At 77.3% G+C, this 25,391-nt stretch carries 21 protein-coding genes; 8 read left to right on the forward strand and 13 right to left on the reverse strand.

All coding sequences use genetic code 11. The annotated features are described in order from the left end of the window. Window positions 1-128: 128 nt before the first annotated feature. Window positions 129-1,124 (reverse strand): stage II sporulation protein M, encoded by a 996-nt coding sequence (locus JIG38_RS09450; RefSeq protein WP_199423552.1) that lies wholly within the window; start codon window positions 1,122-1,124, stop codon window positions 129-131. A 64-nt stretch (window positions 1,125-1,188) separates the two neighbouring features. Here JIG38_RS09450 and JIG38_RS09455 point away from each other — a divergent pair, with 64 nt between their 5' ends. Then, the gene (locus JIG38_RS09455; RefSeq protein ID WP_199423553.1) at window positions 1,189-2,007 is read left to right on the forward strand and encodes an RDD family protein; all 819 of its coding nucleotides are present in this window, start codon (window positions 1,189-1,191) and stop codon (window positions 2,005-2,007) included. A 16-nt stretch (window positions 2,008-2,023) separates the two neighbouring features. Here the strand turns inward: JIG38_RS09455 and JIG38_RS09460 are convergent, their stop codons facing one another. From JIG38_RS09460 to JIG38_RS09485, 6 genes are all read right to left on the reverse strand, one after another. Next, a complete protein-coding gene (locus JIG38_RS09460) occupies window positions 2,024-2,818 on the reverse strand; it encodes a M15 family metallopeptidase (RefSeq protein ID WP_199423554.1) in 795 nt (264 codons plus the stop codon). A 138-nt stretch (window positions 2,819-2,956) separates the two neighbouring features. Further along, complete coding sequence (gene ahcY, locus JIG38_RS09465) at window positions 2,957-4,462, reverse strand: adenosylhomocysteinase (RefSeq protein ID WP_199423555.1); 1,506 nt, start codon at window positions 4,460-4,462, stop codon at window positions 2,957-2,959. A 199-nt stretch (window positions 4,463-4,661) separates the two neighbouring features. Beyond that, window positions 4,662-4,859: a Trm112 family protein gene (locus JIG38_RS09470; RefSeq protein WP_199423556.1), complete on the reverse strand. Its 198-nt coding sequence runs from the start codon at window positions 4,857-4,859 to the stop codon at window positions 4,662-4,664. Between the two features lie 31 nt (window positions 4,860-4,890). Beyond that, on the reverse strand, window positions 4,891-6,387 hold the full coding sequence (locus tag JIG38_RS09475) for a phosphomannomutase/phosphoglucomutase (protein ID WP_199423721.1): 1,497 nt from the start codon (window positions 6,385-6,387) through the stop codon (window positions 4,891-4,893). A gap of 18 nt (window positions 6,388-6,405) precedes the next feature. Beyond that, window positions 6,406-6,633: a hypothetical protein gene (locus JIG38_RS09480; RefSeq protein WP_199423557.1), complete on the reverse strand. Its 228-nt coding sequence runs from the start codon at window positions 6,631-6,633 to the stop codon at window positions 6,406-6,408. Between the two features lies 1 nt (window position 6,634). Further along, entirely contained in the window at window positions 6,635-6,997 is a 363-nt protein-coding gene (locus JIG38_RS09485; RefSeq protein WP_307844763.1) for a DUF3499 domain-containing protein, read from the reverse strand. Between the two features lie 110 nt (window positions 6,998-7,107). Here JIG38_RS09485 and JIG38_RS09490 point away from each other — a divergent pair, with 110 nt between their 5' ends. Both JIG38_RS09490 and JIG38_RS09495 read left to right on the forward strand, forming a co-directional pair. After that, complete coding sequence (locus JIG38_RS09490) at window positions 7,108-7,554, forward strand: metallopeptidase family protein (protein ID WP_307844764.1); 447 nt, start codon at window positions 7,108-7,110, stop codon at window positions 7,552-7,554. Window positions 7,555-7,598: 44 nt separating this feature from the next. Continuing rightward, window positions 7,599-8,471 carry a glycosyltransferase family 2 protein gene (locus JIG38_RS09495; protein WP_199423559.1) on the forward strand — a complete coding sequence of 291 codons (873 nt, stop codon included), beginning with the start codon at window positions 7,599-7,601 and terminating at the stop codon, window positions 8,469-8,471. Between the two features lie 13 nt (window positions 8,472-8,484). Here JIG38_RS09495 and JIG38_RS09500 read toward each other — a convergent pair whose 3' ends face one another. The 4 genes from JIG38_RS09500 to JIG38_RS09515 all read right to left on the reverse strand — a co-directional run bounded on the left by JIG38_RS09500 (window position 8,485) and on the right by JIG38_RS09515 (window position 15,151). Further along, window positions 8,485-10,095 carry a DUF5719 family protein gene (locus tag JIG38_RS09500; RefSeq protein ID WP_199423560.1) on the reverse strand — a complete coding sequence of 537 codons (1,611 nt, stop codon included), beginning with the start codon at window positions 10,093-10,095 and terminating at the stop codon, window positions 8,485-8,487. Further along, window positions 10,092-13,508, reverse strand: a complete 3,417-nt coding sequence (locus JIG38_RS09505) for a glycosyltransferase (protein WP_199423561.1) — start codon at window positions 13,506-13,508, stop codon at window positions 10,092-10,094. Before JIG38_RS09505 ends, JIG38_RS09500 begins: the two co-directional genes overlap by 4 nt. Window positions 13,509-13,557: 49 nt before the next feature. Continuing rightward, the gene (locus JIG38_RS09510) at window positions 13,558-13,875 is read right to left on the reverse strand and encodes a WhiB family transcriptional regulator (protein WP_199423562.1); all 318 of its coding nucleotides are present in this window, start codon (window positions 13,873-13,875) and stop codon (window positions 13,558-13,560) included. Window positions 13,876-14,299: 424 nt separating this feature from the next. Continuing rightward, window positions 14,300-15,151, reverse strand: a complete 852-nt coding sequence (locus JIG38_RS09515) for a hypothetical protein (protein ID WP_199423563.1) — start codon at window positions 15,149-15,151, stop codon at window positions 14,300-14,302. 142 nt (window positions 15,152-15,293) lie between these two features. On the opposite strand from JIG38_RS09515, the gene JIG38_RS09520 reads away from it, so the two are divergent. From JIG38_RS09520 to JIG38_RS09540, 5 genes are read left to right on the forward strand one after another with little or no spacing between them, the layout of a single operon-like run. Next, a complete protein-coding gene (locus JIG38_RS09520; RefSeq protein ID WP_199423564.1) occupies window positions 15,294-16,592 on the forward strand; it encodes a hypothetical protein in 1,299 nt (432 codons plus the stop codon). Continuing rightward, complete coding sequence (locus JIG38_RS09525) at window positions 16,589-17,395, forward strand: glycosyltransferase family 2 protein (protein WP_199423565.1); 807 nt, start codon at window positions 16,589-16,591, stop codon at window positions 17,393-17,395. Before JIG38_RS09520 ends, JIG38_RS09525 begins: the two co-directional genes overlap by 4 nt. Then, on the forward strand, window positions 17,392-18,243 hold the full coding sequence (locus JIG38_RS09530; RefSeq protein ID WP_199423566.1) for a carbohydrate deacetylase: 852 nt from the start codon (window positions 17,392-17,394) through the stop codon (window positions 18,241-18,243). Before JIG38_RS09525 ends, JIG38_RS09530 begins: the two co-directional genes overlap by 4 nt. After that, a complete protein-coding gene (locus tag JIG38_RS09535) occupies window positions 18,240-18,956 on the forward strand; it encodes a class I SAM-dependent methyltransferase (RefSeq protein WP_199423567.1) in 717 nt (238 codons plus the stop codon). The genes JIG38_RS09530 and JIG38_RS09535 overlap by 4 nt, the downstream gene beginning before the upstream one ends. A 9-nt stretch (window positions 18,957-18,965) precedes the next feature. After that, on the forward strand, window positions 18,966-19,769 hold the full coding sequence (locus JIG38_RS09540; RefSeq protein ID WP_307844765.1) for a TIGR03089 family protein: 804 nt from the start codon (window positions 18,966-18,968) through the stop codon (window positions 19,767-19,769). Between the two features lie 21 nt (window positions 19,770-19,790). Here the strand turns inward: JIG38_RS09540 and manA are convergent, their stop codons facing one another. Both manA and JIG38_RS09550 read right to left on the reverse strand, forming a co-directional pair. Further along, on the reverse strand, window positions 19,791-20,987 hold the full coding sequence (gene manA, locus JIG38_RS09545) for a mannose-6-phosphate isomerase, class I (RefSeq protein WP_199423568.1): 1,197 nt from the start codon (window positions 20,985-20,987) through the stop codon (window positions 19,791-19,793). 111 nt (window positions 20,988-21,098) lie between these two features. Beyond that, window positions 21,099-25,313 carry a S8 family serine peptidase gene (locus JIG38_RS09550; protein WP_199423569.1) on the reverse strand — a complete coding sequence of 1,405 codons (4,215 nt, stop codon included), beginning with the start codon at window positions 25,311-25,313 and terminating at the stop codon, window positions 21,099-21,101. Window positions 25,314-25,391: the final 78 nt, after the last annotated feature.

The raw sequence follows: 25,391 nt of genomic DNA on the forward strand, positions 1-25,391 counted from the left end.
GGGCTCCGCACTGGGGCACGGGGGCACGGGGCTCCGCGCACCCACCACGGGGTGCGCGGGCGGGGTGCCGCGCGGCGAGGGCGCGCGGTGCCGCCGTCGCGGCCCGGGGCGGCGGGCCGGCCCCGGCCTCAGGCCGCGATGGGCAGCTGGTCGACGTTCTGGTCGGCCCGCAGGTCGCCCGTCTCGCCGTCGGCGGCCGCACGGCGGCCCAGCACCAGCACGTAGACCCAGTAGGCCGCGAGCACGAGCGCGCCGATGACGATCTTGAGCCACCACGGCAGCGGCGACGGCGTCACGAAGCCCTCGACGAGGCCCGAGACGCCGAGCACTCCCACGAGGCCGATCGCGACGACGAAGAGCGAGCGCCCCTCCTCCGCGAGCGCGCGCCCGCGGGGCCGGCCGCCGGGGTCGATGATCGTCCAGAAGATCTTCAGCCCCGCGGCGCCCGCGACGAAGATCGCGGTGAGCTCCATGAGCCCGTGCGGGAGGATGAGGCTGAAGAACACCCCGAGGCCGTCGTGCAGCGCCATGACGGCACCCGCGGAGCCGACCGCGACCGCGTTCTGGATGAGCACGTACACGGGCAGGATGCCCGTGATGCCGAACGCCACGCACTGCGCCGCGATCCACGCGTTGTTGGTCCACACCTGTGCCGCGAAGCTCTGGCCCGGGTAGTTCGAGTAGTAGTTCGCGAACTCCTCGTCCGCGTACTGCTGGAGCTGCGCGGGCGTGCCCATCGCGGCCTGCGCGTCGGTGTCCCCGTACACGTGGACGCCGGCCACGACGGCGATCGCGCAGAACACGACGGTCACCGCGACCGTCCACCACCGGACCCGGTAGAACGCGACGGGCACGACGACGGTGAGGAACCGGACGACGTCCGACCACGACGGGTCGTGCGTACCGGCGATCGCCGACCGGGCGCGCCCGAGGACGTCGGAGAGGCGCGAGACGACCGCCGGGTCGGGTGCGACGGAGCGGATGGTCGACAGGTGGGTCGCGACCTCCTGGTAGAGGCGGACCAGCTCGTCCGCCTCGGCCCCGCTGAGGCCGGACCGGCGCGAGAGCTCGTCGAGCCGCGCCCACGTCGGCGCGTGCACGGCGGAGAACGCGTCGAGGTCCACGGCCGAAAGCCTGCCACACCGGCCGGTACTCTCCTGCTCAGGCGGGACGACGGAGGGCGGCGGGGTGCAGGACGAGATCGTCATCGGCGAGGGCGTCGCCCTCGACGCACGTCCCGCGTCGTTCGCGACCCGGATGCTCGGCGCCCTCATCGACGTCGTCGCGCTCGGCGTCCTGGGCGTCGTGCTCATCCTCGTGGCGAGCACCGCGGGCAGGAACCTCGACGAGGCGGCCGGCGCCGCGCTCGCGATCACCCTCCTCGTCATGGTGCTCGTCGTCATCCCCGCGACGGTCGAGACGCTGACGCGCGGCCGCTCGCTCGGCAAGCTGGCGCTGGGCCTGCGCATCGTGCGCGACGACGGCGGCCCGATCCGGGTGCGCCACGCCGTCATCCGGGCGCTCGTGGGCGTCCTCGAGCTGTGGTTCACCTCGGGCGGCGTCGCCATCATCGCCTCGCTCGTGCACCCCAAGGGCAAGCGGCTCGGCGACATGCTCGCGGGCACCTACGCGGTCCGCGTGCGGGGCGGCCAGCGCGCGCTGCCGCCCCTCACCATGCCGCACGAGCTCGCCGCCTGGGCGCGCAACGCGGACATCCGCCGCCTGCCGGACGGGCTCGCGCTCTCGGCCCGGCAGTTCCTCGGCCGGGCGGCGACCCTGCACCAGGCCTCGCGCGTGCGCCTCGGCGACCAGATCGCCGGGGAGATGGAGCGCTACGTGGCCCCGGGACCTCCGCTCGGCACGCACCCCGAGCGCTTCATCGCGGCCGTGCTCGCGGAGCGCCGGGACCGCGAGTTCGCGCACGCCTCCGAGGCGGCGCGCGCCGCCGCGGCCGAGGCGGTCCTCCTGCACCGCCTCCCCCACGCCGTCCCGGACCCGGCGGTCTGACGCCCGCCGGACGCGCCTAGCGTCCCGAGACGCTGAAGTGCTGGTAGTCGACGGGGCTGTCCCACGACCCGCCCCACTGCCAGCCTGCCGCCGCGAACGCCTCGACGACGACGTCGCCCGCGTGGATCACCCCGGGCAGGTCCGGACGGTCCGCGTAGCCCCGACCGGCGTCCGGGGCGACGTGGCGCCCGAGCACGTAGGGGTTCTCGACCGGGTTGAGGTCGATCGCGCGCCCGTACGCGTGCTCCGACCACTCCGTGCCGCCGGTGATCGCGCGGCAGTTGAACGCCGAGGTGTTGTCCGCGTCCATCGAGTCGGTGTCGTCCCCGCCGAAGTCGTCGACCAGCCGCATCGACCGCACGGGGTACCGCTCGGCGAAGAGCGTCGCGAACACGCCGACGACGCCGTCGGCGACGTCCGCGTGCACGACGAGCTCGCCGGTCGCGACCGTGCCGTCGAAGGTCACGTGGCTCACGGTGACGTACCGCAGGTCCTCGAGCGGGACGGGGCAGCCGGCCCGCCACGACGACGGCGTCATCCGGTCCGCGAGCTCGGGCGTGATCGACCCGACCGCCGACCGGAACATGGGCGTGGGCACGGCCGCCGGCGCGGGCGGGGCGGCGAGGGGCGCAGGCGCGACCGAGGGCGCTGCGTCCGGCGCGGTCGCCGCGGCGTCGGTCTCGACGGCCGGCCCCCGCTCGGTGAGGCCGCCGCCCGGCGCGGGGCTCGGCTCCCCGGACGCGAGCGAGCACGCCGTCGCCGACACGCACAGCAGCGCGACGAGCAGCACGGAGCGTCCCCCACGTCCCATCGCCCGAGTATGGCCCGGACCCCACGTCACGCGGGAGCACGGGCATGCGGCCTGCGCCTGCGGGCACGACGCAGGGGCCCGCGGTCACCCGCGAGCCCCTGCGTCGGTGGTCGGGAGGCGTCGCGCGACGCCCCGGCCTCAGTAGCGGTAGTGCTCCGGCTTGTACGGGCCGCTCACGTCGATGCCGAGGTACTCGGCCTGCGTCTTGCTGAGCTCGGTGAGCCGCACGCCGAGCGCGTCGAGGTGCAGGCGCGCGACCTTCTCGTCGAGCACCTTGGGCAGGCGGTAGACGCCGACCGGGTATGCGTCCCGGCGCGTGAACAGCTCCACCTGCGCGATGACCTGGTTCGAGAACGAGTTGCTCATGACGAACGACGGGTGGCCCGTCGCGTTGCCGAGGTTCATGAGGCGGCCCTCGGACAGGACGATGATCGAGTGCTCGGGGCGGTCGCCCTCGGCCGCGAACGTCCACTCGTGGACCTGCGGCTTGATCTCGGTGCGCGTCACGCCCGGGACGGCCGCGAGGCCCGCCATGTCGATCTCGTTGTCGAAGTGGCCGATGTTGCCGACCACGGCCTTGTCCTTCATCGCGGCCATGTGCTCGGCCGTGACGACGTCGCGGTTGCCCGTCGTCGTGATGAAGAAGTCGGCCTCGCCGACGACGTCCTCGATCCGCACGACCTGGTAGCCGTCCATCGCCGCCTGGAGCGCGCAGATCGGGTCGACCTCGCTCACGACGACGCGCGCGCCCTGGCCCCGCAGCGCCTCGGCCGCGCCCTTGCCGACGTCGCCGTAGCCGGCGACGAAGGCGACCTTGCCGCCCATGAGGATGTCGGTCGCGCGGTTGATGCCGTCGGGCAGCGAGTGGCGGATGCCGTACTTGTTGTCGAACTTCGACTTGGTGACCGAGTCGTTGACGTTGATCGCCGGGAAGAGCAGCTGGCCGGCCTCGTGCAGCTGGTAGAGGCGGTGCACGCCCGTCGTCGTCTCCTCGGAGACGCCGAGGATGTCCTGCGCGACGCGCGTCCAGCGCTGACCGTCCTGGGCCAGCGAGCGGCGCAGCACGCCGAGGATGAGGTTGAGCTCCTCGGAGTAGCCCGGCTCCCCCGGTGCGCCGTCGGCCGGCACGGCGCCCGCGGCCTCGAACTCGACGCCCTTGTGGACGAGGAGGGTCGCGTCGCCGCCGTCGTCGAGGATCATGTTCGGGCCGGTGCCGCCCGGCCACGTGAGGATCTGCTCGGTGCAGTCCCAGTACTCCTCGAGCGTCTCGCCCTTCCAGGCGAACACCGGGACGCCCTGCGGCGCCTCGGGCGTGCCGTGCGGGCCGACGGCGACCGCGGCCGCGGCCTCGTCCTGGGTCGAGAAGATGTTGCACGAGGCCCAGCGGACCTCGGCCCCGAGCGCGACGAGCGTCTCGATGAGGACGGCGGTCTGGACCGTCATGTGGAGCGAGCCGGCGATGCGCGCCCCCGCGAGGGGCTGGGCGTCGGCGTACTCGGCGCGCAGCGCCATGAGGCCGGGCATCTCGTGCTCGGCGAGGCGGATCTGGTGGCGGCCGGCCTCGGCGAGGCTCAGGTCGCGCACCTTGAAGACGCCGGGCTGCTCGTCGAAGCGCGCGGCGGCGCGGGTGGTGGTGGTGGTCATGGTCACCTCGAGGTCTCGGCACCCCGGCCGCAGCGCGGCGGGCGTGCGGTAGGGGTGCGGTCGGTGGTCGGGCGGTTCAGGGTCGCGACGTGCCCACCGCCGCGCGGGGCGCGGCAGGGCGGACGGTGCGAGCCCGGCGCGGCCCCTCCGGGCCGACGGCATCACCTGCGCCAAGCACGGCCATCGTACGCGACGTGCCTCAGACCGTCCCGCCCGACGGGACGCCCTCCTCGACGAGCAGCACGGGGATGCCGTCGCGCACCGGGTAGGCCAGGGCGCACGCCTGGCCCTGGCACACGAGCTGCGGCGACCCGTCGACGGCCGTCCCGTCGGCGAGGGTCGAGCCGCACGCCGGGCAGCGCAGGATGTCGCGCACCCACGAGGCGGGGTCGGTCATGGCGTCCTCCGGTTCCGCCGGCAGGGCCGGCTCAGCGTGCCGCGCCGGCGCCCGCGTCGCGCACCAGCGCGAGGACGTCGTCGCGGACCTTGGTCATGATGTCCTCGTCCGCCGCCTCGACGTTGAGCCGCAGCAGGGGCTCGGTGTTCGACGCCCGCAGGTTGAACCACCAGCGCGGCTGGGCGTCCCAGTGCGACACCGTGAGGCCGTCGAGCTCGTCGACCTCGACGGGGCCCGCGCCCTGCTGCGTCACGTACGCCTCGACGACGCGGGCCCGCGCGGCCGCGACGTCCTCGACGCGCGAGTTGATCTCCCCGGACGCGGAGTACGGCTCGTAGGCCTCGGACAGCTCGCTGAGCGTGAGCGGCCGACCGTCGGCGGCGCGCGCCTGACCGAGGGCCGCGAGCACGTGCATCGCCGCGAGCATGCCGGTGTCGGCGAAGAAGAAGTCGCGGAAGTAGTAGTGCGCGCTGTGCTCGCCGCCGAAGACGGCGTCGTTGCGGGCCATCTCCGCCTTGATGAACGAGTGGCCCACGCGCGTGCGCACCGTGCGCGCCCCCGCGGCGTCGAGCAGGTCGGGCACGACCTTGGAGCTGATGAGGTTGTAGATGACCGTCGGCGTGCGGCCCGCGGCGCGCTCGCGCGCGACCTCGCGCAGGCCCACGAGGGCCGTGATGGCCGACGGCGTCACGGGCTCGCCCCGCTCGTCGATGACGAAGCAGCGGTCGGCGTCGCCGTCGAACGCGAGGCCGATGTCCGCGCCGTGCTCGACGACCGCGGCCTGGAGGTCGCGCAGGTTCTCGGGCTCGAGCGGGTTCGCCTCGTGGTTGGGGAAGGTCCCGTCGAGCTCGAAGTACAGCGGCACGACGTCGAACGGCAGCGCGGGCAGGCCGGCCGCCTCGCCGAGCACCGCCGGGACGGTGAGCCCGCCCATGCCGTTGCCCGCGTCGACGACGACCTTGAGCGGCCGCGCCTCGCGCAGGTCGACGAGCGAGCGCAGGAAGGCCGCGTACTCGGCGAGCATCTCGCGGTCGCTGACCGTGCCCTGCTCGTCGGCGACGGCGGGCGGCTCGACGAGGTACTGCGCCGCGAGCGTCCGGATCGCGCCGAGGCCCGAGTCCTCGCCGACGGGGCGGGCGCCCGCCCAGCACATCTTGATGCCGTTGTACTGCGCGGGGTTGTGGCTCGCGGTGAACATCGCGCCCGGCACGTCGAGCGCGCCGGACGCGTGGTAGAGCCCGTCGGTCGAGCACAGGCCGATCGTGACGACGTCGACGCCGCGCGCGGTGAGGCCGCCGGCGAACGCGGCCACGAGCTCGGGCCCGGAGGGACGCATGTCGTTGCCCACCACGACGCGCGGGCGGGGCGCGCCGTCCGCCCGACCCGGGAGCACGACGACGTCGGCGAACGCGGCACCGATCGCGCGCGCGACCTCGGGGCTGAACGGCTCGGGGACGACGCCGCGCACGTCGTAGGCCTTGATCAGGGTGCTGAGGTCGGGCGGGGTCGCAGAGGTCACGGCCCGCAGCCTAGTCAGCGCGCCCGGTCAGCGGGGCTTGCGGGCCGACCGCTGGATGACCGCCTCGATCGGCAGGCTCTCCCAGGAGCCGTCCGCGCCGAGGGTCAGCCACTCGCGGCGCTCGCAGCGGTGGCACGAGACGAAGGTGACGTCCGTGCCGTCGGTGAGCACCATCGGCAGGCGGGTCAGCTCCGCGCTCCCGCACGTCGAGCAGACGTCGGGGCGCGGTCCGTCCGCCGCCGCGGGGTCGACCACGTCAGCCCTCTCCCCGCAGCACGCGCAGGTGACCTCGCCGGGTGATCTCGGACGCCGCCGGCACGGGCTCGGCGACGGCCACCGCGGGCCGCGGACGACCGGCCTCGCGCACGGCCTCGGCGAGCGCCACGAGGTCGTCGGGGCTCGGGCCGGTCGGCACGAACTCGGGCGTGAGCCGGACGACCTCCCACCCGCGCGGGGCCGTGAGGCGCTCGGCGTGCTCGCTGCACAGGTCGTACGAGTGGGGCTCGGCGAGCTGCGCGAGCGGTCCGAGCACGGCCGTCGAGTCGGAGTAGACGTACGTCAGCGTCGCGACGGCGGCTCGACCGCACGCGCTGCGGGAGCACTGACGTCCGGACCTCACAGGCGTGAGAGTACCTGCGCGGACCGACACGCGCCCTTCACCACGCCGCCACACGCCCGCGAGCACCCGCATGCGCCGCGCACGCGCCGCGACCGACCTAGGATCGACGCGTGAGCACCGTCCAGCGCCGCTCGGCAGGGCCGGCCCTCGCCCTCCGCCGCCGGGACCGTCGCGGCCGTGGCCTGCGCGGCCCGCTGCTGCCGACCACCCTGCCCGGCTACCGCTCGCGCGCCGAGCGGTTCGACGACCACGTCCTGTCCGCGGTCGAGCGCCTCGAGCGCCGCTGGTCGGCGCAGCTCGAGGGCACCGAGTTCGCGGTCGAGGACGTCCCGCCGTCCCAGCCCGCGCCGTGGGAGCACGGCGGCGTCCCGCTCGGGCGCTGCTTCCCGGCCGACGCCGGCCTGCCCGCCCGGATCGTCGTCTACCGCCGGCCGCTCGAGACGCGCGCGGTCGACGAGGCCGACCTGGCGGACCTCGTCCGCGACGTCCTCGTCGAGCAGGTCGCCCACCTCCTCGCCCGCGCCCCGGAGGACGTCGACCCGGGGTACCGCTCCTGAGCCCGTCGGACGTCCCCGCCGTGCCGTCTAGGGTGGTCGGCACCATGGCAGCTCCCTCCCCCGTGCCCGCCCCGGCGCCCCTGCGGGTCGTCTGCGTGACGTACCACCCCGGCGAGGAGCTCGAGGACTTCGCGCGCTCGCTCGCGACGGCGACCACGCGCGAGGTCGACCTCGTCCTCGTCGACAACGGCACCGACGCGACCGTCAGCGAGCGCATCGCCCGCGCCCACGGCGGCCGCGTGCTCCCGGCGGGCGGCAACCTCGGCTACGGCCGTGCGGCCAACCTCGGCGCGCGCGGCCTGGCGGAGGGCTGGCTCGTCGTCGCGAACCCGGACATCGTCTGGCACCCGGGCAGCCTCGACGGCCTCCTCGAGGCCGCCACGCGCCACCCGCGCGCCGGGGCGCTCGGCCCGGGCATCCTCAACCCGGACGGCACGAGGTACCCGTCGGCGCGCGCGCTGCCGTCGCTCACCCAGGGCGTCGGGCACGCGCTCCTCGGCCGGCTGTGGCCCACCAACCCCTGGACGCGCGGCTACCAGCGCCGCCAGGAGGACGTCGCCACGACGGAGGGCCCCGCGGGCTGGCTGTCGGGCGCGTGCCTGCTCCTGCGCGCCGAGGCGTTCGCCGAGGTGGGCGGCTTCGACGAGGGCTACTTCATGTTCTTCGAGGACCTCGACCTGGGCGAGCGGCTCGGGCGCGCCGGCTGGGCCAACGTGCACGTCCCGGGCGTCACCGTGACGCACGTCGGCGGCACGTCGTGGCGCGACCGCCCGGCGCCCATGATCCGGGCGCACCACGCATCCGCGGCGCGGTACCTCTCGCGCCGGTACCACCGGTGGTACCAGTGGCCGGTGCGCGTCGCGATCCGCGTCGGCCTCGCCGTGCGCCAGGCGCTCGAGCTGCGCGCCGCGCGCTGACCCGGCCTCCTGCTCAGCCGACCTGGACGAGCACCTCCGGCTGGGCCGTCCGCGGCGCGACCGGGCTGAGCACCGCGATCATGCCCCCGGCGGGGTCGGCGCGCTCGAGCACCGCGGCCCACACGACCCGCGGGTCGTCGGTGCGCAGCACGAGGGCCGCCGCACGGGCCCCCGCGGCCGCGTCGTCGGGCAGCAGGTCGGCGAGCGGGACGGACGCCGTGGCGCCGGAGGTGAGCGTCAGCCCGTGCGTCGCGAGCACGTCGCCCGACGCGCCGAGGACGTCGAGCGTCGCGCGGGCGGGGCCGGACACCCCTGCCTGCGTCACCGCACCGAGGGTGAGCGCCCCGTCGCCCAGGGGCAGCGCGAGCGCGCCGCTGGTGCCCGGCAGGAGCGCCGGCGCCCACGCGCGGTCGAGCGGCGCCCGCGCGAGCGTGCCCGCGTCGGGCAGACCGACGCCCTGGCCGCGCGTGACGAGCGCGCCGGCGACGACCGGGACGTCGCTCGTGACGACGGCGGTCCAGGCACCCTCCGCGAGGCCGGCGAGCGGGACGTCGAGCACCTCGCCCGCGCGCAGCTCGACCTCGTCCGCGCCGGGCAGGGCGACCGCGCCGCCCGGGCCGAGCAGGGAGATCGAGGCGGTGCCGCCCTCGTCGCCGGGCGCGAGCAGGCGCAGCGCCGCGGTGTCCGCGCCGTCGATCGCCGTCGTCGTCACGGACACGCCGGGCACGACCTGGCGCTCCGCCGGTCCGGTGCCCGCGACCACGAGGTCGACGCCCGCCGGCACGAGGCCGCGCAGCTGGCTGTCCTGGAGGTAGCCGGTGACGAGGCCGCCCGAGGCCGTCAGCCGGACGACGACGCGCGCCTGCTCGGCGGCCACGCCCTCGAGGAGCACGACGCGCTCGGACCCGGCCGGGACGAGGTACTCGGGCGACCCCGCGAGCTCGACCGCGCCGCCGGGCCCCCACAGCTCGAGCCGGACGCTCGCGGGCGTGCTGCCCGGGTTCTGGAGCACGAGGCGCGCGCTCGAGCCGAGCGCGGTGCTGCCCCCGACGAGCCACGTCTCGGCCGACGGCGCGCGGCACGACGCCGCCGCGAGGCCGCGCAGGTCGCCCGTCGTGGTCGTCACGCCGACGGCCCCCGCCGACCAGGCCGGCCGGTCCCTCGCCGCCTGCGTCGCCACCACCAGCGCCGTGTCGGGCACGACGGACGCGACGGCGCCGTCGGGCGCGGGGTCCAGGGGCGTCGCGGGCAGGGCCGTGGTGCCCGCCACGAGCGGGCGCAGCTCGCCCGCCGCGGCGTCCCCGCCGGGCTCCGGCGGCACGCTCACGGCGGTGAGGACGCTCGCGGACGCCTCGGGCGAGGGGTCGAACTGCGGGTCGTAGAGGACGTCGCCGCCCGGCTCCGGCTCGGTGGGCAGCCGCAGCGGACCCGGGCACACGAGGGTGGTCGGCGCGGGCGGCACGTCGACGGCCGTGAGCGCGACGGCGTCGGGCTCCGCGGGGGACGCCACGGGCCAGAGCGCCGGGGCGGCCGCGACCGCGCCGGCGACGAGCAGCACGCCGGCCCCGGTGAGGGTGCGCACGGCGGTCCGGCGCACGCGCGCGGCCAGGCCCAGCTCGGTCATCGCGGACCTCCTCGACGACGGCGCACGGGGAGCGCCAGCAGCACGGTCACGAGCAGCGTGAGGCCCTGCAGGGCGAGCCACGGCGTCCGTCCGCCCGGGTCGTAGCGCACCGTGAGCTGACCGGACCCGTCGCCGAGCTCGAACGTCTGGCGCCACGAGCTCTCGACCGAGCGCAGGGGCCGGCCGTCGAGCCAGGCGCGCCAGCCCGGGTCCGCCCGCTCGGCCAGGACGAGCAGCCGCTCCGGGTCGCCGGCGGCCACGGGGGCGTCGACGACCCGCTCGTGCGCGGGGACGGCGACCGCCTGGCTGCCGGGGGTCTCCCCCGCGCCCGGCGCGTCCGCGGCAGGCGTCACGAGGCGGGCCCGCGCCGTCGTCGTGCCGGCCTGGGCGCCCGCCACGCGCCAGATGATCCCCGACTCGGTCTCGGTGACGCGCTCGAGCCCGGCCGTCGCGTCGACGCGGCCGACGACGGCGGCGCGCGCCGCGGCGGCCTGGGGGTCGTCCCCCGCCGGCGGCACGAGGACGGCGCCGACGCCGAGACGCGCGAGCTGCGCGGCGACGTCGCCCGCGGCGCCCGACGCGAGCCGGGCCGCGGTCCCCGCGAGCTCGGTGTCGGCCGCGTCGGCCGCGACGGCCGCCGGAGCGTCCGGGGCGCCGCGCACGGCGCGCGCGGTCACGGACCGGCCGACCTCCGTGAGCTGGACGCCGTCGTGCCGCAGGGCGGTCGCGCGGACCTGCTCGTCGGGGCCCGGCTCGAGGAGCAGCACCCGGACGTCGTCGGGCGAGGCCTGGAGCTGACGGCCGATCGCGGGCACGACGGGGACCGCGCTCGTGGTGAGGGCGAGGTCGCGCGCGCCCGTGGAGTGCCACGTCCACGCGCCCAGGACGGTCGCGGGCGCCACGACGGCCAGCACCGCGAGCACGCCGGCGGTGACCTGCCGCCAGCCGAAGGCGTGGCGGCCCACGACGGTCCGCAGCCCGGCCGCGCCCACGAGCGCCGCCACGAGCAGGCCGAGCAGCGCGAGGCTCACCCCGGGACCCGCCCACCCGGGCGCCAGCACGGTGCCGGGCGCGTCCCCGGGCACGTCCGCGACCCCCGTGTGGACGGCGCCGGCGACGACGCCGGCCGCGAGCCCGCACGCGGCGACGAGCCACGCGGCGCGCGCGGCGCGGCCCCGCCGGCCGGGCACGACGAGGCCGAGCAGCGCCACGACCGCCACGACGCCCGTGAGCGCGTAGGGCACGACGCCGGACGCGACGTCCGGCAGGTCCACCCAGGCAGGCGCCGCGGTGGGCCAGCCGAGCAGCTGCTGCCACGGCTCGGCGGCGGACGCGGCGGTGGGCACGCCGGGTGCGGCGAGCAGCACGCGCCAGCCGTCGGCCCCCTCGCTCACGGCGTCGAGCACCGTGGGCGCCTGGAGCACGAGGGCCGGCACGGCGACCCAGACGAGCCGGCGACGTCGGCGCACCGCCGCCGCCACCACGAGGAGCGCGAGCAGGCCGGCCGGCAGGAGGACGGGGGCGGCGGCGACCACGACCGCGAGGGCGAGGCCGGCGCCGGCCGCCGCCGCGAGCGACGGCTCGGCCTCGTGCGGTGCGCGCGCGGGCTCGTCGCCGCGGGGGCCGCCGACGCGCTGCGCCCCGACGAGGCCCGACTCGACGACGTCGACGCGCGCGTGGCCGACCGCCCGTGCGACGCCGAGCGCGACCCACGGCAGCGCCGCGTGCGCGACGACCGCGCCGAGGCGGGCGTGGGCGAGCCCCACGAGGAGCGCCGGTGCCGCGGTCCAGACGAGCGAGGCCCAGGCCCGCAGGACCACAGAGCGCGTCACGGCACCGGCCGCGAACCACGCCCCGGCGGCGGCGAGCACGACCGAGCCCAGCAGCAGGACCGCGGCGGCGAGGCCCGCGCTGCCGAGCACGGCCGCGACCGGCGCGAGGACGAGGAGGAACGGGTCGCTCGGCCCCGGGTGCCCGAGCCCGCCCGCGACCCAGCCGGACGTGGCGGAGGCCCAGAGCGCGCCGCGGTCGGCGTCGCCCGCGGCGAGGTCGCCGCCCGTGAGCCGCTCCCCCGCGAGGACGCGCGTGATCAGCGGCCCGAGCACCGCCGCCGAGACCGCGACGGCGCCCACCACCACGACCGCGAGCGTCCCGCGCCGGCGCGCGCGCAGCGCCGAGAGCTCGGCGATCTCGAGCTCGCTCGGCGTCCGGCGCAGGCGCCGGCGCTCGGCCGCGGCGAGCCGGCGGTCCCGCAGCTGCCGGACGACGTCGCGCCAGGTCTCCTGCAGGGGCCGCAGGGCCGCGCGACGCGTGCGTCGGGTCCGGGTCGCCGCCCGCCGGGCGCGCACGACCCGGTCGGACCGCACGAGCACCGCCCACGGTGCCAGCAGCTCGGCGACGACGAGGTGCGGCTCCTTCGTGACGAACCGGCCGAGCGCGCGCACGACGCCGCTCGCGACGGCGAGGAGCGCGACGACGGGCACGAGGCCCAGCGGCACGCCCACGAGCTGGCTGTGGACGAACGCCTCGCGGCGGGCCTGGGCGGACCGGCGCGCGTCCCAGCCCGGCCGGTTGAGCACGGCTCCGCCGACGGGCAGCGCGAGCGACGCCTGCGCGTGCCGCACCACCGCGCGGGGCACGACGACGACGCGGTGCCCCGCGAGGCGCGCGCGCCGCGACAGGTCGAGGCCGTCGCCGTAGGGGCCGAGCGCCGGGTCCGTCCCGCCGAGGTCGTCCCACGCGTCGCGCCGGACGAGGGCGCCCGCGATGCCGACGCCGAGGACGTCCTCGCGGCCGTCGTGCTGGCCCTGCTCGACCTCAGGCTCGTCGATGCCCGTCATCCGCCGGCCGAAGCGCGACGTCGAGAGCCCGACCTCCAGGACGCGCACCGGGCTCCCCCACGTGCGCTGCTTGCACCCCGCCACGGCGACCGACGGTGCGGCCTCGACCGCGCGCAGCAGCTCGGCGAGCGCGGTCGCCTCCGGGGCGCTGTCGTCGTGCAGGAGCCACAGCCAGGCGGGCGGTCCGGCAGGGCCGGACGGGCCGGCCGCGGCGGCGTCGTCGTCGGCCGCGAGCGCGCGGCGGACCGCGTGCCCGAAGGTCCGCGCGCCGTGCGCCTCGACGAGCCGCACGGGCGGCACGGGCGGCACGCCGGGTGCCGGCGCGCCGGCGTCGGCCGCGGCCGCGCGCACGCGCGCGAGGACGGCGTGCAGGGTCTCGCCGGCGTGGTCGTCGGCGTCGGACGCGGCGGCGTCCACGAGGAGGACGCGCTCGGGCGGTCGGCTCTGGGCGAGGAGCGCGGCGAGCGACTCCTCGACGTACTCGGTGACCCCGCGGGTCACCAGGACCGCGGTCACCGCGGCCACCCGCGGCCGGGGGGACGGCGCGGGGACCTGGGGGGTGACCTGGCTCATGGGTGGGCCATCTGTCCGTCGTGCGCCCGGGGGCGCATGCGGGCCGCGGTCAGACGACGCGCTTCTTCAGCTTGCGACGCTCCCGCTCGGACAGCCCGCCCCAGATCCCGAACCGCTCGTCGTGCGCGAGCGCGTACTCGAGGCACTCGGCGCGGACCTCGCAGCCCGTGCACACCTTCTTGGCCTCGCGCGTCGAGCCGCCCTTCTCGGGGAAGAACGCCTCGGGGTCGGTCTGGGCGCACAGCGCGCGCTCCTGCCAGCTCAGCGCCGTCTCGTCGTCGGCGGCGCCGAAGAGGGGGACGACCGGCGCGACGCCCGTCGCGACCTCGGTCGGGAACGCTGCGTCGTCATCGAGCAAGTTCCACATGTCCAGCCTCCGTGCCCGCTGCGGTGCCCCTCAGGGTTGCCCGTCGGTTGCCTGTTGCCGTGCGTCCGCTGCCGGCCGCGTGTCTCGTCGTCGTCGTACCTGGCCCTTGCCCGGCACCTCGTCCCCGCCGGGGGGACCGAGCGTGTCGGACCCTCGTGCGATGCTCGCCGCGCCGAGCTCCGTGCTCCGTGCCGGGTCCGTCGGACAGGAGTCGGAGGGACCGGAGCGGGTACGGCGTTCGCCGAGCGAGAAGTGCCTTGGTGGAATTACACGCGTGTCATCCGTGCGAGTCAAGCCGAGGAGTGGTAGATCGGCGCCCGCGCGCAGCCTGCACCGGGTGAAATCGCGACGATCCGGGCGCGGCAGCCCCGCGCGGGGCCACGGACGTGCCCCCGCGGCGTCGTCCGCTCGCGGCCGGCCCGCGTCAGGCCGCCGACGACGTCGCGCCCGCGGGCGCGCGGTCGGGCGCCCCGAACCGGGCCAGGGCGAGCGCCCCGAGCAGCACCGCGGTGAAGCCGCCGGCGACGAGGGGCGCGGCGCCCGGCGCCCACCGGTCCCCCACGAGCGCGATGCCGAGGAGCGCGCCGAGGCAGGTCTCGGTGGCGACCATGAGGGCGGTCGCAGGCACGACCGGCGAGCGCTGCAGGGCGGTCGCGGCGAGGGAGAGGCCGACGACGCCGGTCCCGAGCATGACCCAGACCGCGGGGCGCCCGACGAGCTCGAGCGGCGCCCCGTCGCCGAGGCCGCGGGCCGCGAGCGCCATGAGCGCGAACGCGACGCCCGCGAGCACGGCGAGCACGAGACCGCCGCGGGCGAGCGGCCGGACGCGGGCCGCGGCGAGCGCGAGCACGACGACGCCTGCCCCCGCGGCGACCATCGCCAGCACCGGGAGCGCGCGCGGGTCGCCCGACCCGCCGGCCGTCCCTGCGAGCGCCACGAGCCCCGCCGTCACGGCCGCGAGGGCGGCGACGTCGCGCCGGCTGAGCCGCGCGCCGAGCACGACCGCGGCGAGCACGGCGGCGACCGCGAGGCTCGAGGCCCGGCCGGCCTGCACGACGAACAGCGGCAGCGTGCGCAGCGCCCAGAAGGACAGCAGGAACCCGGTCGCCATGAGCGCGAGCGCGACGACGTAGGAGGGCTGCGTCGCGAGGCGCACGAGCAGGCCGGCGTCGAGCCCCGACCGCACGCTCACGCGGCGGGCCGCGCGCGCCTGGAGGACGGTCGCGGCCCCGCTGCACACGGCGGCCGCGAGCACGGCGATCAGAGCGGTCCCCACGCGTCCCCCTGGTCCGAGACGCGCGCGCCTCCGAGTCACGGACGTCCCGTCGCGGGCCGCCCACGGTCCCTATGCTGCCCCAGGAGCGCCGCGAGTCCCGCGGCGCCGCGCAGGGGCGGGTGCCGGCAGGGGTGTCGAGAGCGTGACGGGCGAGAGCGGCAGGGCGAGCAGCGCGCAGGACCGGGCGCCGGGCGGGGAGCAGCCCGGTGCACCGGACGTCGCGGTCCCCCGGACCCGCTACCCGTGGCCCCGGGTGCTCCTGGCCTTCGTCGTCGTGGCGGTCGGCCTCACCGCCGTCGTCGGGTGGTCCAACCGGTTCCGGACGCCGGACCCGTCCCCCGTCCTGACCGGGCCCTCGTGGCTCGACGGGTGGTTCCAGTACGACGCCGGCTGGTACTGGTACATCGCGACGAGCGGGTACTTCTACGTCCCGGGCCAGCAGTCGTCGATCGCCTTCTTCCCGGTCTACCCGATGGCGATGCGCGGGCTGGGAGCGCTCCTGGGCGACCACCAGGTCGCGGGGTCGCTGCTCGCCGTGGCCGCCGGGGCGCTCGCGGTCCTCCTCTTCGGGCGCTGGGTCTGGGCCCGCCTGCCGCGCGCGTCCGCGATCACGGCGATCGCCATGATCATGGTCTACCCGTACGCGCTCTTCCTCTACGGCGCGGTGTACGCGGACTCGCTGTTCCTCCTCGCGGCGGTCGGCGCCTTCCTGCTCCTCGAGCGCCGCTGGTACTGGGCCGCCGGGCTCGTGGGGGCGCTCGCGACGGCGGGCCGCCCCGTCGGCGTCGCGGTGGCGGTCGGGCTCGTCGTGCGCACGCTCGAGCTGCTGGCCGAGGACCGCGCCGCGCGGGACGGCGGGCTCGACCGCTCGACCGACGTCGTCGGCTCCCGCGCGCGCCGCGCGTGGCGCGAGCTCGTCGCCGCGCTGCGCGACGTGCGCCCCCGGCACGCGACCGTGCTGCTGTCCGGCGCCGGCCTCGCCGCGTGGTGCGTGTTCCTCTGGCTCGAGTTCGGCGACCCGCTCGCGTTCGTGGCGGTCGAGGCCGCGCCCGGCTGGAACCAGGGCGTGGGCCCGCGCACGTGGTTCAAGGTCGCGTACCTCGCCACGCTCGTCCGGGGCCCCTACCCCATCGCGGCGCTCCTCACGCTCCAGGCGCTCGCGTGCCTGGCCGCGGTGCTGCTCCTGCGGCGCGTGTGGCGGCTCTTCGGCTGGGGCTATGCGGCCTACACGGCCGTGGTGCTCCTCATCCCCATCCTCGGAACGAAGGACTTCATGGGCACGGGTCGGTACGTCCTCGTCGCGTTCCCCGCCATGGCGGCGGCGGGCGACCTCCTCGCGACCCGGCCGCAACGGTGGCTGCGGCCGCTCGCGCTCGGCCTGTCCGCGGTGCTCCTCGTGGTCCTCACGGGGCTCTTCGGCCGCTCGGTGCTCGTCTCATGACCGCCCCGGACCCGCACACCGGCGCGGCCCGCTCCGCGCTCGCACCGCCCGAGCCCTTCGAGCGGCTGTCGATCTTCTTCCCCATGTGGAACGAGGAGGAGTACATCCACCGCGCCGTGGGCGCCGCCGCGACCGTGTGCCACGGTCTCGTCGAGGCGGGGACGGTCCTCGACTACGAGATCATCGTGGTCGACGACGCCTCGACGGACGCGACTCCGGCGCTCGCCGACGCCCTCGCGGCGGCGGACCGGCACGTGCGCGTGGTCCACCACGAGCGCAACCGCAAGCTCGGCGGCTCGATCAAGAGCGGGTTCGCGGCCGCGACGGGTGACGTCGTGCTCTACACCGACGCCGACCTGCCGTTCGAGATGTGCGAGCTCGAGCGGGCGCTGCGCGTGCTCCAGACCTACGAGGCCGACGTCGTGAGCGCGTACCGCCACGACCGCACCGGCGAGGGCCCGCGGCGCGCGGTCTACTCGTTCGTCTACAACCTCCTCATCAAGGCGATGTTCGGCACCCGGCTGCGCGACATCAACTTCGCGTTCAAGCTGTGCCGTCGCCGCGTGCTCGACCACGTCACGCTGCTCAGCGAGGGCTCGTTCATCGACGCCGAGCTCGTGGTCCGCGCCCAGCGCGCGGGGTTCACGATCCTGCAGATCGGCGTCGACTACTTCCCCCGCACCCGCGGCGTCTCGACCCTCTCCTCGTTCGGCGTCATCCGGACGATGCTGCGGGAGATGGTCGCCATCCGCGCGGACCTGCGGAAGGTCACGCCGGCGGACGCCCGCGCCGAGCGGCCGTGAGCGTCCCGGCGCGCGACGCCGCCCTGCGCCCGCTCGTCGTCACGGCCGACGACCTCGGCCTCACGCCCGGGGTCAACCGCGCCGTCCGGCGCGCGCACCTCGAGGGTGTCGTCACGGCGACGTCGCTGCTCGCGGTCGGACGCGCCTTCGACGACGCCGCGCGCATGCTCCGCGCGACGCCCACGCTCGAGCTCGGCGCGCACCTCGCGCTCGTCGGCGAGGACCCGCCCCTGCTCACGGCCCGGGAGATCCCGACGCTGGTCGACCGGCGCGGCGCGCTGCCGCTGGGCTACCGGACCGTCGTGGCCCGCGGCCTGGCGGGCCGGATCGACCCCGCCGACGTGCGGCGCGAGCTCGGCGCCCAGCTCGAGCGGGTCGCGGGCGTCGGGCTGCCGCTCACCCACCTCGACACGCACCAGCACACGCACCTGTGGCCCGTCGTCGGCGACGTCGTCGCCGCCCTCGCCCGCGAGCACGGTGTCCCGGCCGTCCGGCTGCCGCGCGCCCGCGCCGGCCTCGTGCGCCCGGGCGTCGCGCTGCTCGCGCGGCGGCTCGGGCGCGCCCTGCGGCGGGCCGGCCTGGCCGCCCCGGCCGACTACGCGGGGCTGGACGAGGCGGGCGCCCTGACGCGCGCGCGGTTCGAGGCCGCGCTCACGGCGCTCGCGCGCCGCGGCGCCCCGCACGCCGAGATCAACACCCACCCCGGCGAGCCGGGCGACCCCGACCTCGGGCGCTTCGCCTGGGGCTACCGCTGGAGCGAGGAGCTGGACATGCTCACGGACCCCACGACCCGCGACGCGGTGGCGCGCGCGGGCTACCGGCTCACCGGCTTCGCGGGGCTCGCGTGAGCGCGGCGCGCGGTCCGCGCCCGTCGGCCGCCGCCGTCGGCCGGCGCGCCCGGGGGCTGTTCCGCGGCGCGCCGGCCGCGGTGCGCGCGCACGTCGCGGTGCGCTGGGCGACGGCGCCCCTGGCCGAGGTGGTCGCGGAGCTGCCCGCGGGCGGCCGCGTCGTGGAGATCGGGTGCGGCCACGGCCTGGTGAGCGCGTGCGCCGCGCTCGCCGACCCGGGCCGCACCGTGCTGGGTGTGGACATCGACGCCGAGAAGATCCGCCACGCGCGCGAGGCGGCCCGCGGCGTGCCGAACCTCGAGTTCGACGTGGCCGTCTCGGGCGCCGTGCCCGCGGGTCCGTGGGACGCCGTCGCGTTCGTCGACGTGCTCTACCTGCTGCCCGAGTCCGAGCAGCGCCGGCTCCTCACGGAGGCCGTCGAGCAGCTCGCGCCCGGTGGCCTCGTCGTGGTCAAGGAGATGGGCACCGAGCCCGCGTGGAAGGTGCGCTGGAACACGGCGCAGGAGACGCTCGCGGTCAAGGTGCTGCGCATCACCGCCGGCAGCGAGTTCGACTTCGTGCCGCCCGCGACCGTCGCGGGCTGGCTGCGCGGGCTCGGCCTCGCGGTCGCGACGCGCCGCCTCGACCGCGGGCGGCCGCACCCGCACGTGCTCGTCCTCGGACGCGCCGCGGGCTCACCCGGCACCTCCGGCGGGCCCGGCGGCGCCCCGTAGGCTCGGCGCGTGCCCACGCCCTCCCCCGCCCGCGACCTGCCGCACCTCCTCGACCGGCTCGAGGCCGACCCGGGCCGGCCGCGCCTCACCTGGTACGGACCGGGTGGCGAGCGCATCGAGCTCTCCGGCCACGTGCTCGTCAACTGGGTGACCAAGACGACGAACCTGCTCGTCGAGGAGCTCGACGCCGGCCCGGGCACCCGGGTCCTGGTGGACCTGCCCCCGCACTGGCGCACCGTGGTGTGGGCGCTCGCGGCCTGGCGTGCGGGCGCGTGCGTCGTCCTCACGGGCCGCGGGCCGGGAGGAGCGGCCGACGGTGCCGACGCTGCCGACGCCGTGCCGTGCGACGTCGTCGTCACGGACCGCCCGCAGGCGCACCCCGGTGCGGGGCGCCCCGACGTCGTCGCGGTCGCCCTCCCCGCGCTCGCGCGGCGCTGGGAGGGCGAGCTGCCGACCGGCGCGCTCGACGCGGCGTCGTCGGTCATGACCTACGGCGACGCCCTCGGGTTCGTGCCGCCCAGGGACGCGGCCGCGCCCGCCGTCGCCGGCCCGGGCGCCGCCGACGGCGCGACGCACGCCGCGCTGCTCGGGTGGGCCACGGCGGCGGGCGCGGGCCTGCGCCGCACCCCCGGCCCGGAGCGCGTGCTGCTCGAGCCGACGGACCACGGCGTGGACGCGGTCCTCGGCGCGGCCCTCGCCGCGCTCGCGGACGACGGGTCGGTCGTCCTGCTCGCCCCCGCGGTGACCGCGGAGCTCGCCGGCACGCCCGCGCGGCGCGAGGCCCTCGTCGCGGGCGAGCGCGTCACGGGCTGAGCCGGCGACGCGGTCCGGGGGTCAGGGCACGTCGGCCTGGACGACCGTGCCACGACCCACCGCGCTGAGCGCGCCGTCGGCGGCGGGCACGAAGGCGGCGTCGCCGCGCGTCAGGGTCAGCGAGGCGTCCCCGGCGGCGGCCACGGTGACCTCCCCGTCGAGGCACAGCAGCACGCGCGGGCCGCGCCCGGGCAGGTGGTGCGTCCCGCCGTCGACGACGGTCGTGACCGAGAGCTCGAAGTCGTCGACCGGCGCGTAGAAGACCTTGCTCGCGCCGTAGAAGCGCTCGGGCGCGATGCGGATGGGCGGGGCCGCGACGTAGTCGACGTTCGCGAGCAGCTCGGGGATGTCGATGTGCTTGGCGGTCAGCCCCGCGCGCAGCACGTTGTCCGAGTTCGCCATGACCTCGACCGCGACGCCCTTGAGGTACGCGTGCACCCCGCCCGCGGGGACGAACATCGCCTCGCCCGGCTCCAGCGTCACGGGGTTGAGCAGGAGGGACACGACGACGCCCGGGTCCCCCGGGTAGGCCTCGGCGAGCCGGACGACCGTGCGGTCGGCGCGCGGCGACGGCGACCCGTCCTCGAGGCGGCGCCGGCACGCCCGCGCGACCTCGTCGACGGCCTCGGCCGGCGGGCGCAGGTCGGGCTCGAGGAGGCTCCGGAACGCCGTGCGGATGCCCTCGTAGGTCGGCTGCGCGGTGAGCAGGCCGTGCAGCTCGGTCGCGAGCGGGGCGTCGAGGCCCGCGAGCAGCTCGGCGGCCCGGCGCGGGGCACGGAAGCCGCAGAGCGCGTCGAAGCGGGTGAGGGCATAGACGAGCTCGGGCTTGTGGTTGGGGTCGCGGTAGTTGCGGCGCGCGTCGTCCACGGGGACGCCGCGGGCCTCCTCGGCGTCGAACCCCTCGCGGGCGCGGGCGATGGTGGGGTGCACCTGGAGCGAGAGCGGGCGCTCGGCCGCGATGACCTTGAGCAGGTACGGCAGCGACGGGCCGAAGCGCGCGACGACGTCGTCCCCCATGACGTCCCCGGGCGACCGCGCGATGACGGCGTCCAGCGGCACGGCCTCGCCGTGGAGGTCGACGAGCGAGGGCGCGGCGGGGTGCGCGCCGAACCACATCTCGGCGGTCGGTCCGTCGGCGGGGGGCACGCCGAGCAGCTCGGGGATCGCGGTCCGCGAGCCCCAGGCGTAGTGCCGGGGGGCGCCGTGCAGCTGGTGCATCGTCCCTCGTTCCGTCCGCGTCCGTCGGGCTCGGCCGGTGGGGGCGGCCGGGGGTCGGACCGCCCGCGCCGACGCGCCGCGAGCGGGCGACCGTCGGCGGTCGCGCCCACCCTAGTGGGTGAAGTACCCCGCTACGTCCATGATCAGGTTGGTTCGTGCGCTCTCGCTGAACACGGACACCTGCCCCGCGTCACCCAGTCGGACGATCGCGAGATTCGGCTCGTCGCGAGCGAAGACCGGGTTGAGGTTGGACACGAACGGCACGACGGTCGGCGTCCGGCGCGGGAAGACGCGCACGTTCGAGACCCCCTGCGGGTAGACCGCCGTGACGTTGAGGACCGCGGCGGTCGCCGACGACGGCACGCCCCCCTGCCCGGCGACCGCGGCGTGGACCGTGACGCCCGGCTGCAGCGGCCCGGGCAGGCCGATGCCGCCGCCCGACCAGACGATCCGCGCCGGCTCGAGCGGGTGGAACCCGTGGTCGCCGGTCGGCGCGTAGTAGCCGGCGAGGTCGGCGATGAGCGACACGTCGGCGCTCTGCGTGTAGAGGCGCACCCTGCCCCCGTCGCCCACGGGGACCGTGACGAGGTTGGGCTGGTCGCGGCCGGGCTCGAGGTTGAGGTTCGAGACGAACGGCGGCTCCTGGTCCTCGGACGCGGCCGGGGTCGGGTAGACCCGGACGTTCGTCCACGTCGACGGCGCGACGCCGGTGACGTTGAGGACGACGGCGCTCGCGTCCACCGGCACGCCCTGGACGCCCGCGACCGTGAGGTCGACCCACTGCCCCGCGGGGACGCGGCGCAGGACCGTGCCCGGCGCGCTGCCGGCCCAGTGCGTGAGCCGGACGGGGTCGACCGGCTCGTACGCCGTCGCGCCGCCCGGGCTGTAGTAGCCCGCGAGGTCGCCGAGCAGGTGCGCGAGCATGCCGTCGTTGGCCAGGGTGATCGACTGGCCCACGCCCAGCATGACGGTGACGAGGTTGGGCTGGTCGACGCCCGGCACGACGTTGAGGTTCGAGATCATCGGCGGCGGGCCGGGCGTCGCCGGGGTCGGGTAGACCCGGACGTTGCCCACGGCCGACGGTGTCACCGCGGTGACGTTGAGCACGACGGCGGTCGCCTCCGGCGGCACGTAGGGCGAGAGGTCGACGGTGATCGGGGCGCCCGGCGTGACGCGGCCCGACGCCCCGACCCCGGCGATGGTGTTGAGCACGCGCGAGGGCGCGACCGGCGTGAACCGCTCGCCGCCCGCGGCGACCGTGAACCAGCTCCGCGCCGGCCGGTCCTGGACCGAGCCGTCCGTCGCGGTGAGCCCGGCGACGACCACCTCGTAGTGCGAGCCCCGGACCAGCGGCTGGGTGGGCCGCAGCGTGGCGACGCCCGCGGCCGCGTCGAACCCGACGGTCGACGGGACGGTCACGCCCGCGCCGTCGACGAGGCGGACCGTGCCGGTGCCCACGGACCCGGGCGCGACGTCCGGTCCCGTGCGGACCGCGACGACGGCGTTCGTCGCCACGCCGCTCGCGTGCCGAGCCGGGTCGATGCCCTCGACCCAGGCGCCGAGCAGGGGCGGCCACGCGTCGACCTGCGCGAGCAGCCCGATCCCGCCGTCGGCCCGGGCGTAGACGAGGTCGGCGTCGCCGTCGCCGTCGTGGTCACGGACCGTCGTCCGGGTACCGGAGGCCGGCTGCGACGAGGGGCCGCCCCCGGACACGTACTGCGCGCCCGCGAAGGTGCCGTCGGCCCGCTGCCCGAGGAGCACCCAGCCGCTCGAGGACGGGACCACGAGGTCGCTGCGCCCGTCGCCGTCCATGTCGGCCGGCGCGGGGGTGGCGGCGGCCGTGACGTCGAGGAAGGTGAGCGGCGCGGCGAACCCGCGGCCGCCGTGCGCGAGGACCACGGAGCCGTACCGCACGCTCACGACGTCCTCGATCCCGTCGCCGTCCACGTCGGCGCCGACGAGGGACGTCGCGCCGGGAGCCGCCGGGACCGGCGTCCCGGGCGCGAACGCGCCGTCGGCGGCGCGGAGCAGGACAGTCCCGTCAGCGGACACGACGTCGTCGCGCCCGTCGCGGTCGACGTCGACGAGGCCGTGCGGCGCGGCGCCCGCGGCGGGGAAGCGCTCGACCGCGACGCCGCCGGCGCCGTCGCCGCGCAGCACCGCGACCCCGGGCGCAGCGGAGGCGACGAGCGCCTCCGCGTCGCCGGACGGCACGACGCCCGCGCTCCCGACCCGCAGGTCGCCCGTGGTGTCCACCCGGTCCGCGACGAGGACGCCGCCGTCCGCGCGGACGCGCCACGTCCCGTCGTCGGCCGTCCCGGCGCTCGCGGTCGCGTAGACCTCGGCGACGCCGTCGCCGTCGAGGTCCGCGGCCCCGACCTGCGGGCGCAGGCCGCGCTCGGTCCCGAGGCGCACGTCGACGTGGGGCCCGAAGCGGCCGTCGGCGAGGCCCGGCAGGACGCGGACGGCCGGGGCGATCCCCGCTCCGCCGCCCGGCAGCGCGACCCAGTGCACCGTGGACCGGACGACGTCGAGGACCCCGTCGCCGGTGACCTCGGCGAGGACGGTGTCCGTGACGTCGCCCGCAGCGCTGGACGAGAGCGTCGCGGGGGCCGCGAACACGAGCGGGCCGGCCGGCTGGACGTCGGTGCGCCGCGCCACGACGCGGTAGCTGCCGACGCCCGGCGCGCCGGACTCCGCGGCCACGCGCACGAACCACGGGCCCGTCGCGTCGACCTCGACGTACGTCGTGCCGAGGCTGCTCGACAGGAGGCGCCCGTCGCCGTCCCGGATCTCGACGGCCACGTCCGCGTGGACGAAGCCGGGGGCGGGCGTGACCTGGACCTGGAGGGCGTGCCGGTCCTCGGGCGACGACGGCTGCACGAGGACCCAGTCGGCGTCCCCCTCGGTCTCGAGCGCGCCCTCGCGGACGGCCGCCTGCGCACCCACCGCGAGCGGGACCGCGCCCTCCAGCAGGTCGTCCGCGCCGCCGTCGCCGACAAGGCGGTCGAGCGGCACCGACCGCACGGTGCCGAGCGCCGCCGCGGCGTCGAGCACGCCGCGGCCGTAGAACGGGTCGGTGCCGCGCGGCCCGGCGTCGCGCGCCGTCGAGGTGATCGCCGCCTCGACCTGCGCGGGCGTCCGCCGGGCCTGGGCCTCGACGAGGGCCGCGACGCCGCTCACGAGCGGCGTCGAGAACGAGGTGCCGCTGGGGTAGGCGATGCCGCCCGCGCGGTGCGGGGCCGCGATCGCGACGCCCGGCGCCACGACCGTGACCTCGTCGCCCCAGCTCGAGAACGGGGCGAGGGTGCCGTCGTCGTCGACCGCTCCCACCGCGAGCGCGCCGTCGATCTGGGCGGCGTAGGCGGCCGGGTACTCGACGGCGCCCGTGCGGGAGTTGCCCGAGGCCATGACGACGACGACGCCGCGGTCGACGGCCCAGCGGACGGCGTCACGCAGGAAGGGCGACTCGCCGGGCCCGCCGAGGGAGAGGTTGATGACGTCGGCGCCGTGGTCCACGGCCCAGCCGATGCCCTCGATGACGTCGGCGTCGGTGCCGCGGCCGCTCGCGTCGAGCACCTTGACGGGCAGGACCGACGCGCCCCACGCCGCGCCGACGCTCCCGATGCCGTTGTCCCCGCGCGCGGCGGCGACGCCGGCGACGGCGGTCCCGTGGCCGTGGTCGTCGGTCGCGTCGGCGTCGCCGTTCACCGCGTCCCACCCGGGCAGCAGCGCGCCTGCGAGGTCGGGGTGCGGGGCGACACCCGTGTCGAGCACCGCGACGACGACGCCCGTGCCCGTCGTCACGTCCCACGCACGCGGGAGCCGGACGAGGTCGATGTAGGGCCACGCGACGTCGAGCTCGGGGTCGTCCGTCCAGGCGGTCACGGCGCGCACGTGGTCGGGGGCGACCTCGGCCACGCGCGGGTCGCCCTCGAGCTCGGCCGCGAGCGCGGCCGCGTCCTGGTCCCCGACCGGCACGACGACGACGTCCCCGGGCAGCTCCTCCTGCGCGGGCGCCGTCCCGGCGTCCGCCAGCGCGTCCCGCTCCTGGCCCGCCGAGACCGTGGGCTCGAACCGCACGAGGAGGGATTCCGGGGCGGCGGCCTCGAGCGGCGGCGCCGCAGGCTCGGCGACGGCCTCGCGGTCGGGCACGGGTCCGGTGGTCGGGTCGTCCGACGCCGACGCCGACGTCGGCGCCGACACCACCGGGACCGCCGCGACGGGACCCGACGCGGCCGCGGGCGGCGGGGCCGCCTGGGCCGGCCACGCCACGCCCGCGCACGCCACGAGCGCCAGGACCGTCACCGCACCGCGTCGTCGCACCACTGCCCCCTCCGGCGGCGCACGGTGCGCCTCGGTGAGCATCGGCAGCCCGGCACCCGACTTGAGCGGTCCGGGCGC

This window comes from Actinotalea solisilvae, from assembly GCF_016464425.1.
In the GTDB taxonomy this organism is placed as follows: domain Bacteria; phylum Actinomycetota; class Actinomycetes; order Actinomycetales; family Cellulomonadaceae; genus Actinotalea; species Actinotalea solisilvae.